This window comes from Caenibacillus caldisaponilyticus, from assembly GCF_002003465.1.
Classification (GTDB): Bacteria; Bacillota; Bacilli; order Bacillales; family Sporolactobacillaceae; genus Caenibacillus; species Caenibacillus caldisaponilyticus.
Genome location: NZ_BDDQ01000063.1, coordinates 1 through 6,341, shown reverse-complemented (window position 1 = coordinate 6,341; position 6,341 = coordinate 1). Strand labels below are relative to the sequence as shown.

The following is a 6,341-nucleotide window of genomic DNA, read 5'->3' as shown; positions in this document are numbered from 1 at the left end:
CGAAGTGTGATTTACACGACCAATGCCATCGAACGAACGATCAAGGAGATTCGGAAACGTCTAAAGCCGATGAACAGTTTGAGCAGTTTAGAAGCCGCTGAAAAAGTCGTATATTTGACCGTTCAAGATTTTAACGAGAAATGGGCAGAACGAAAGTTGCGAGGATTTGCCGAAGCGCAGGAAGCCCTCGAGCGAATGTTTGAAGAACGTTATCATTAACCAAATAATGTAAATAGATGAGATGAGGGGATTCTCCCTTTCCACACAAGAGACTGAATATTCAGTCTCTTGTGTGAAGGAAACCGGTTCCCTATCCATTCCAAATCCATTTCAGAGATACCCTATCTATCTTACATTACACAAAATTCTTGACGGTACCAACAAAACAGAGGACTACTCTATCGATTAGTTGATCTTGTGGAGCAGCTTTGCGGCTGGCGCGTAAAGAAGGATCCCCGCGATCACGATCAACATGGCCGATATTCTTCAGACGGTGCCGGTTTCCCGGCGATGCCGATTTCCAGACGGTGCCGGGCTCCCGACGGGAAAGCCTGAAACGGTCAGAGGAAGCGTTGCAGGGGGCAGGGATTGGCCGACAAATTGGCGCCCAATGTTGGGCAACTGGGGAAAACCGCATGAATCGAACCCGGACTGCACCACCGCATTGCTTTTCGTCATGCGCGCTGCTTCACCCTTGGTTATGTAACCCGTCCGGCATTTGGGACGGCCGACGAAAGCTCACCTTCCTAAAGGCAAGAGAGCGGCGCTATTCCCCTTGAATGCCCAAAAGCGGAGACAGTTGAAGACGGGCGAACGTGATCCATTAACGGTAAAGAAAGGCCCGCACGCATTATATCTGGCGGATGGCGTTGATGAAGACGAACGAGCCCAGAACCACGATGAGCACGGCCGAAAGGTAAGCCGTCCCTCGGAGTACGCCAGGCGAATCGGTCCGGGAGATCGCCGCACCCATCTTGCTGACGACATACCCCAAAAGGGCCATGGTCAGCGCGCCGCCGATCGAGAAGGCCACAACGAGCTGAATGCCCGCGAGGAAGTGATGGGATCCGACCGCGGCCAATAGGATGGTCATGGCGCTCGGACAAGGAAGAATGCCCGTTGTCAAACCGATGGTTAAAAACTGCTTCAGCGTAGCGGGAGGGTGATCCCCGTGGACATGGAAACGGTGGCGATGAGCGGTCTCTTGAATATCCCCGCCGGTCCACTTTCTGACCGTGACGATTCTGGGAGCGGACAAACGGACAATCCGGGAAATGCCGATATAGATGATCAAAAGGCCGGAGAGGCCTCCCATCCATTGTATCAGCCGATCGGGGGCCAAGGATTGGACCGACCACGCGGCTAAAGAAGCGAGGACAAGGATGGATAGCGCGTGCGCGGCGGAAGAGATGAGGCCGAGCAAAACCGCCTGCAAAGCCTTGGCCCGTATGCTGATGATGTAGGCGGATAAAACGCTTTTCCCGTGCCCGGGTTCCATCGCGTGAAGCGCGCCGAGCCCCATGGCGGCTAGAATAGATAGACTCTCTGTCACCGGGCAGCCCCTCTTTCAAGAAGTTGTCCATTTGAATATATGCGCCAGCGCCGTGGATTTTCATAAAAATTTCATAAGGAAGTTTTTGCGCCGCTCGATCCGGTCATCGGGAGGGCTTTTTTCTTATCAAAAGAAATAGAATAGGGAAACATAGGCGGAAGCTTCGGCAGATGGGTAGAGGGCTTCCATGCCGACAAGCGGTGACATCACCTTGGCCTCGGCGTGCGTACAGCGGGCGCGTTTCGCGTGCCATCCCCTATTCGCCTGTAGTCCGCAAATTTCTTTTACGATCGTATGCAAAAGCAAATCTTCCTCGCATTCTCAAAAAACGCTTGACAAATTAAATCGTAACCGTTACGATTTAATGAGCTCCAATCGTAATCATTACGATTTAATAGCAAACAAACCTTTGGAGGGTTGATCGTTTGAAAACCAGTCTTTTTAAACAACGCTTTGCGGGGTTCTTAATCCTCGTCATCGGTTTGGCGGTTTTGGCCGGATGCGGGCATTCCTCGACTTCGTCGAACAAGAGCGATGCCTCTATCCATGTCGTGGCCGCGGAGGATTTTTACGGCGAAGTCGCTCAAGCCGTTGGCGGCGGCCGCGTGCACGTTACGTCGATCATCGATCGGCCGAATGTGGAACCGCACGAATTTGAGCCGACGCCTAAGGATGCCTCAACCGTCCATAACGCGGACGTCATTTTATACAATGGGCTGGGCTATGACGATTGGATGGCCCGGCTGGTCTCTTCATCTTCGCGGGCCAAGGATAAGAAAGTTATTGTTGTGGGCGATTTAATGGGTAAAAAAAACGGGGAAAATGAGCACCTCTGGTATGCACCGGAAACCATGCCGGCCGTTGCCCGGGCATTGGCCGATCGCTTCGCCCATCTCGATCCGGCGCACGCCGAGTATTATCATCGGAAGGCCAAGGAGTACATAGCGTCGCTCGAACCGCTTCAGGATATGATTAAACGGTTGAAGCAGGATGCGCCGACGGCGGTCGCCGCCACCGAACCCGTTTTTGATTATATGCTGGCTGCCTTGAACTATAAGGCCGACAGCGAAGCGTTCGCCAAGGCGATGGAAGAGGGGACCGATCCGTCACCCGGCGCGCTCGCGCACATGCAAAACGATCTCAAACATCGCAAAGTGGCCTTCTTCGTCCAGAACGTGCAAGTCGAAAACACGACGATCGGCCGGTTGGCGAAGCTGGCCAAAGCCCATCGCGTTCCGATTGTCAAAGTGTCGGAAACGTTGCCGGCGGGAAAAGATTACAAAACATGGATGATCGACCAGCTCAAGCAAATTGAAAAAGTATCCGGCGATCAATAATGTGAAGAAGGGAAACGGTGCCCATGATCCGAGATTTTGTCATCGATAATCTGGAGGTCCATGTCGGCGGGCAGAAATTGTTCGATCATCTTTCATTTACGGTGGTTCCCGGCGAAATGCTGGGGATCATCGGCCCAAACGGGGCGGGCAAGTCCACCTTGCTGAAGGCCATCTTGGGTTTGATCACGCCGCAAAGCGGAACGATTACCGTTCATGGCGATCACGGAAAAGCGGTCTTCGGCTACGTCCCGCAAGTGCGGGCCATTGATGAGGAAATGCCGATCCAGACAAAAGATTTTGTGTCTCTCGGCCTGCCGTTGAAGCTCCGCCCATGGCTCACGAGAAGCGAGCGCGAAAAGTTGAGAAAGGTCATGGCGCTCACCCGGATCAGCCATTTGGCGAAAAAGCCGATCGGCAAGCTATCGGGCGGCGAAAGGCAGCGCGCTTTTCTCGCACAAGCGCTTGTCAGGGAGCCGGATGTCTTACTGCTCGACGAATCGACGGCCAATCTCGATCCCGGCGCCCAAGAGCAAATGATGGCGCTCGTCCATGATCTTAATAAGAAGAAAAACACAACGGTGCTTTTCGTCAGCCATGATTTGACGCTCGTCTCCAAATACGCCCACCGCGTGCTCTATTTGTCTCGCCAACGCAGCGCCATCGGGCAAACCGCCGACATGCTGAACGGAAACGTTTTAGCGAATTTGTATGCGCAGGACGCTTCTTCTTTGAAACAAGACCGGTCATCGACGTCGGCCGTTTAATGGGGCGATGTCTTCTGCCAGATCCTATTGCGACGGGGGTTTACCATGTTCGACTATGATTTTATGCGGCATGCTTTTATCGCGGGCACGATTGTCGCCTTGATGTGCGGAGCCATCGGCGTCTTCGTCATGGCCCGAGGGCTCTCCTTTATTACGCATTCCTTCGCCCACATCGGTTTTTCGGGCGCCTCCCTGTCCGTTTTTATGGGTTGGGATCCGCTGATCGGCATGCTCTTGTTTACCACGGGAAGCGCCGTAGCCATCGGCCAGATGGGCGTCAAATGGTTCCGGAGGGAAGCTTCGATCAGCGTGGTCCTCAGCGTTTTTTTGGGGCTGGGCATTCTTTTCCTTTCTTTATCCAGCCAAACGGCCGCTTTTACGACGACTCTGTTATTTGGCAGCGTGGTCGGCATCGCTATGAAAGACGTATGGGCGCTCAGCATTTTGACGGCGGTCATTTTGTGCTTGCTGGCGCTGGGTTACAGGCCATTGAAATTTGACACGTTCGATCCCGTTGGAGCTAAGGCCGCCGGTTTGCCGGTCCGCTATATTTCGATGGGCTTTCTCGTGATTTTATCGATCGCGGTCGCCGAAACGGTCCAAATCGTCGGCGCCTTGCTCGTCTTCGCTTTAATGACCATTCCTGCCTCCGCGGCAAGACACTTCACGCAATCCGTCTTTCGAATGATGGTCGTTTCTTCTTGCCTGGCGGTGTTGGGGGTATGGATCGGGTTGACGTTAAGCTATCTGACCAATGCCCCGGTCAGTTTTTATATCACCGCGTTTGAGGCCGTCATTTATTTCCTCTCTTTGGGCTGGTACCGCTACAGAGAACGTGCGCTCGGGACCGCGGAAGCTCGGGAAGCCGGGTGACCGCTCGTTCTGACGTGCGCGGGCGCCGCTTTTCCATAGAAAAAACGGTCGGAGCGGGAAGCAAAGACGAGATTTAGCGGCCGTCTGGGCGTTGGACGAAAAGGACAACTAAAAAAGTTCTCGATTTTGGCGAGTGACCCCGGTCTTCTCCGGCAATCCGCCTCGCGTGTCGGTGGGCCGGGATAAACATATTTAAAGTGCGAGGCGCTTGCGGACAACGGGGGGGGGCATGACACCCACCCGGATCCGCCGCGATTCGAAACCGCGTTCAAAGGCATCGGAGGCCATGGCGGAATCGTCGCGAAACACATCATCGATAGCGGGGTGTTGCTATCGTGCACGACCCTCTCAAGCCCATTGCCGTTCAATTGGGCCCGATTCAGGTGCATTGGTATGCGATCATCATCGTCTTTGCCATTTTGGTCGGCTATGGTTTGGCGAGTTTGGAATGCCGGCGGCAGCGCATCGATCAGGACGTTTTGGACCGTTTTTTATTCATCGTCGTGCCCGTTGCCATCCTTTGCGCCCGAATGTATTACGTCGTTTTTCATTGGAAAGATTACGCCGGCCATCCGGCCGACATCCTAGCGATATGGAAGGGCGGGCTGGCCATTCACGGAGCGCTGATCGGCTCGCTCATCGTCACCATCATCTTTACGCGGACCATGCGCCTCTCCTTTTGGCGCTGGGCGGATTTGCTCGCTCCCAGTTTAATATTGGGCCAAGCGATTGGGCGCTGGGGGAATTTCATGAACCAGGAAGCGCATGGCGGCCCCGTTACCCGGGCGTTTCTTGAACATCTTCAACTGCCGGATTTCATCATTAACCACATGTATATCCAGGGGCAATATTATGCTCCGACCTTTTTATATGAGTCGGTTTGGGATTTTCTCGGTTTTGTGCTTTTGCTGCTCCTAAAGCGGCCGCCCCTCAAAAGCGGCGAGCGGTTTTTAGGGTATTTGATTTGGTATTCGAGCGGAAGATATGTGATCGAAGGCACGCGCACCGATAGCCTCATGTTGACTTTCTCGATAAAGATGGCACAAGTCGTTTCCGTTGTCGCCATTGCGGCCGGTTTATTGATCCTTATTTACAGGCGATTGAAGCCCGAGGAGAAGTCGGAGAAACTTTAGAAATCAGTAGGATTTACATATCGTTTGGGTCTGGCGGAGTAGATTTTCATAAAAGAGGATGGAGCATCAAACGACAGGATCGGCCGGTCAGAAAAAGCGATCCCTCCGTATATGACGGTCCGACTCGCGTGGGCGGGAGCCGAGTTGCGACGCCGCTCGCGGTCGGGCATTCAAAAATAAAAGCCTGTGGCGCCGGCGTTTGAACATCGTCGCGGCAGCCGGAAAACCTGTTTCTCCGCTGTAGGAGTAAAATAATTGTGGGAGCAAGAATAGGAATAAAAGTTAATATATGTAAATTAACCTTGGCGGATGTGTTGGCTTTTAATCCAACATCATCTGCCAAGGCCACCAAGCAATAGCGCGATAGGGGGAATGCAGAAAAAACAAGAAATGAGGGCCTCTTTTTTGTACAATGAGTTTGTCCAAAAAAACCGTACAAAGGAGGCCCTCACATGGGACATTATAACCCGAAATACCCGACTTTAGAAGAGCTTGAACGCCATGTCTTTCAGGTGTTACAGGAGATGTTTGGCAAGGTTTTGACGATGGTTTTGGAACAGATGGATGCCGAAATCGCCGAAGCGCGGGATAAACGCCGCTTTCGCTTGAAAGATCGGCGCGACGTTCACATCGATACGATGTTCGGTCCGTTGACCATCAAACGCAATTATTATCAAGACCG

At 53.1% G+C, this 6,341-nt stretch carries 8 protein-coding genes; 6 read left to right on the top strand and 2 right to left on the bottom strand.

Annotated elements, in window-relative coordinates; genetic code table 11:
• On the top strand, positions 1 to 219 hold a 219-nt coding region (locus tag CCB157_RS14755; RefSeq protein ID WP_143287082.1), incomplete at its 5' end, for a transposase.
• Positions 220 to 850: 631 nt separating this feature from the next.
• Here CCB157_RS14755 and CCB157_RS14750 read toward each other — a convergent pair.
• The gene (locus CCB157_RS14750) at positions 851 to 1,552 is read right to left on the bottom strand and encodes a HoxN/HupN/NixA family nickel/cobalt transporter (RefSeq protein WP_143287081.1); all 702 of its coding nucleotides are present in this window, start codon (positions 1,550 to 1,552) and stop codon (positions 851 to 853) included.
• A 126-nt stretch (positions 1,553 to 1,678) separates the two neighbouring features.
• The gene (locus tag CCB157_RS17695; protein ID WP_158077342.1) at positions 1,679 to 1,852 is read right to left on the bottom strand and encodes a hypothetical protein; all 174 of its coding nucleotides are present in this window, start codon (positions 1,850 to 1,852) and stop codon (positions 1,679 to 1,681) included.
• Positions 1,853 to 1,977: 125 nt separating this feature from the next.
• On the opposite strand from CCB157_RS17695, the gene CCB157_RS14745 reads away from it, so the two are divergent.
• From CCB157_RS14745 to CCB157_RS14725, 5 genes are all read left to right on the top strand, one after another.
• The gene (locus CCB157_RS14745; RefSeq protein ID WP_077616637.1) at positions 1,978 to 2,889 is read left to right on the top strand and encodes a metal ABC transporter solute-binding protein, Zn/Mn family; all 912 of its coding nucleotides are present in this window, start codon (positions 1,978 to 1,980) and stop codon (positions 2,887 to 2,889) included.
• Positions 2,890 to 2,912: 23 nt separating this feature from the next.
• Positions 2,913 to 3,653 (top strand): metal ABC transporter ATP-binding protein, encoded by a 741-nt coding sequence (locus CCB157_RS14740; RefSeq protein WP_077616636.1) that lies wholly within the window; start codon positions 2,913 to 2,915, stop codon positions 3,651 to 3,653.
• Positions 3,654 to 3,698: 45 nt separating this feature from the next.
• The gene (locus tag CCB157_RS14735) at positions 3,699 to 4,526 is read left to right on the top strand and encodes a metal ABC transporter permease (RefSeq protein WP_077616635.1); all 828 of its coding nucleotides are present in this window, start codon (positions 3,699 to 3,701) and stop codon (positions 4,524 to 4,526) included.
• Between the two features lie 335 nt (positions 4,527 to 4,861).
• Complete coding sequence (gene lgt / locus CCB157_RS14730) at positions 4,862 to 5,659, top strand: prolipoprotein diacylglyceryl transferase (protein ID WP_077616634.1); 798 nt, start codon at positions 4,862 to 4,864, stop codon at positions 5,657 to 5,659.
• A gap of 452 nt (positions 5,660 to 6,111) precedes the next feature.
• A partial coding sequence (locus CCB157_RS14725; RefSeq protein WP_193432310.1) for a UPF0236 family transposase-like protein occupies positions 6,112 to 6,341 on the top strand: 230 nt, incomplete at its 3' end.

Coding starts and splice junctions, on each gene's coding strand:
- CCB157_RS14735 (WP_077616635.1), top strand. CDS start 3,699: ATGTTCGACTATGATTTTATGCGGCATGCTTTTATCGCGGGCACGATT.
- CCB157_RS14740 (WP_077616636.1), top strand. CDS start 2,913: ATGATCCGAGATTTTGTCATCGATAATCTGGAGGTCCATGTCGGCGGG.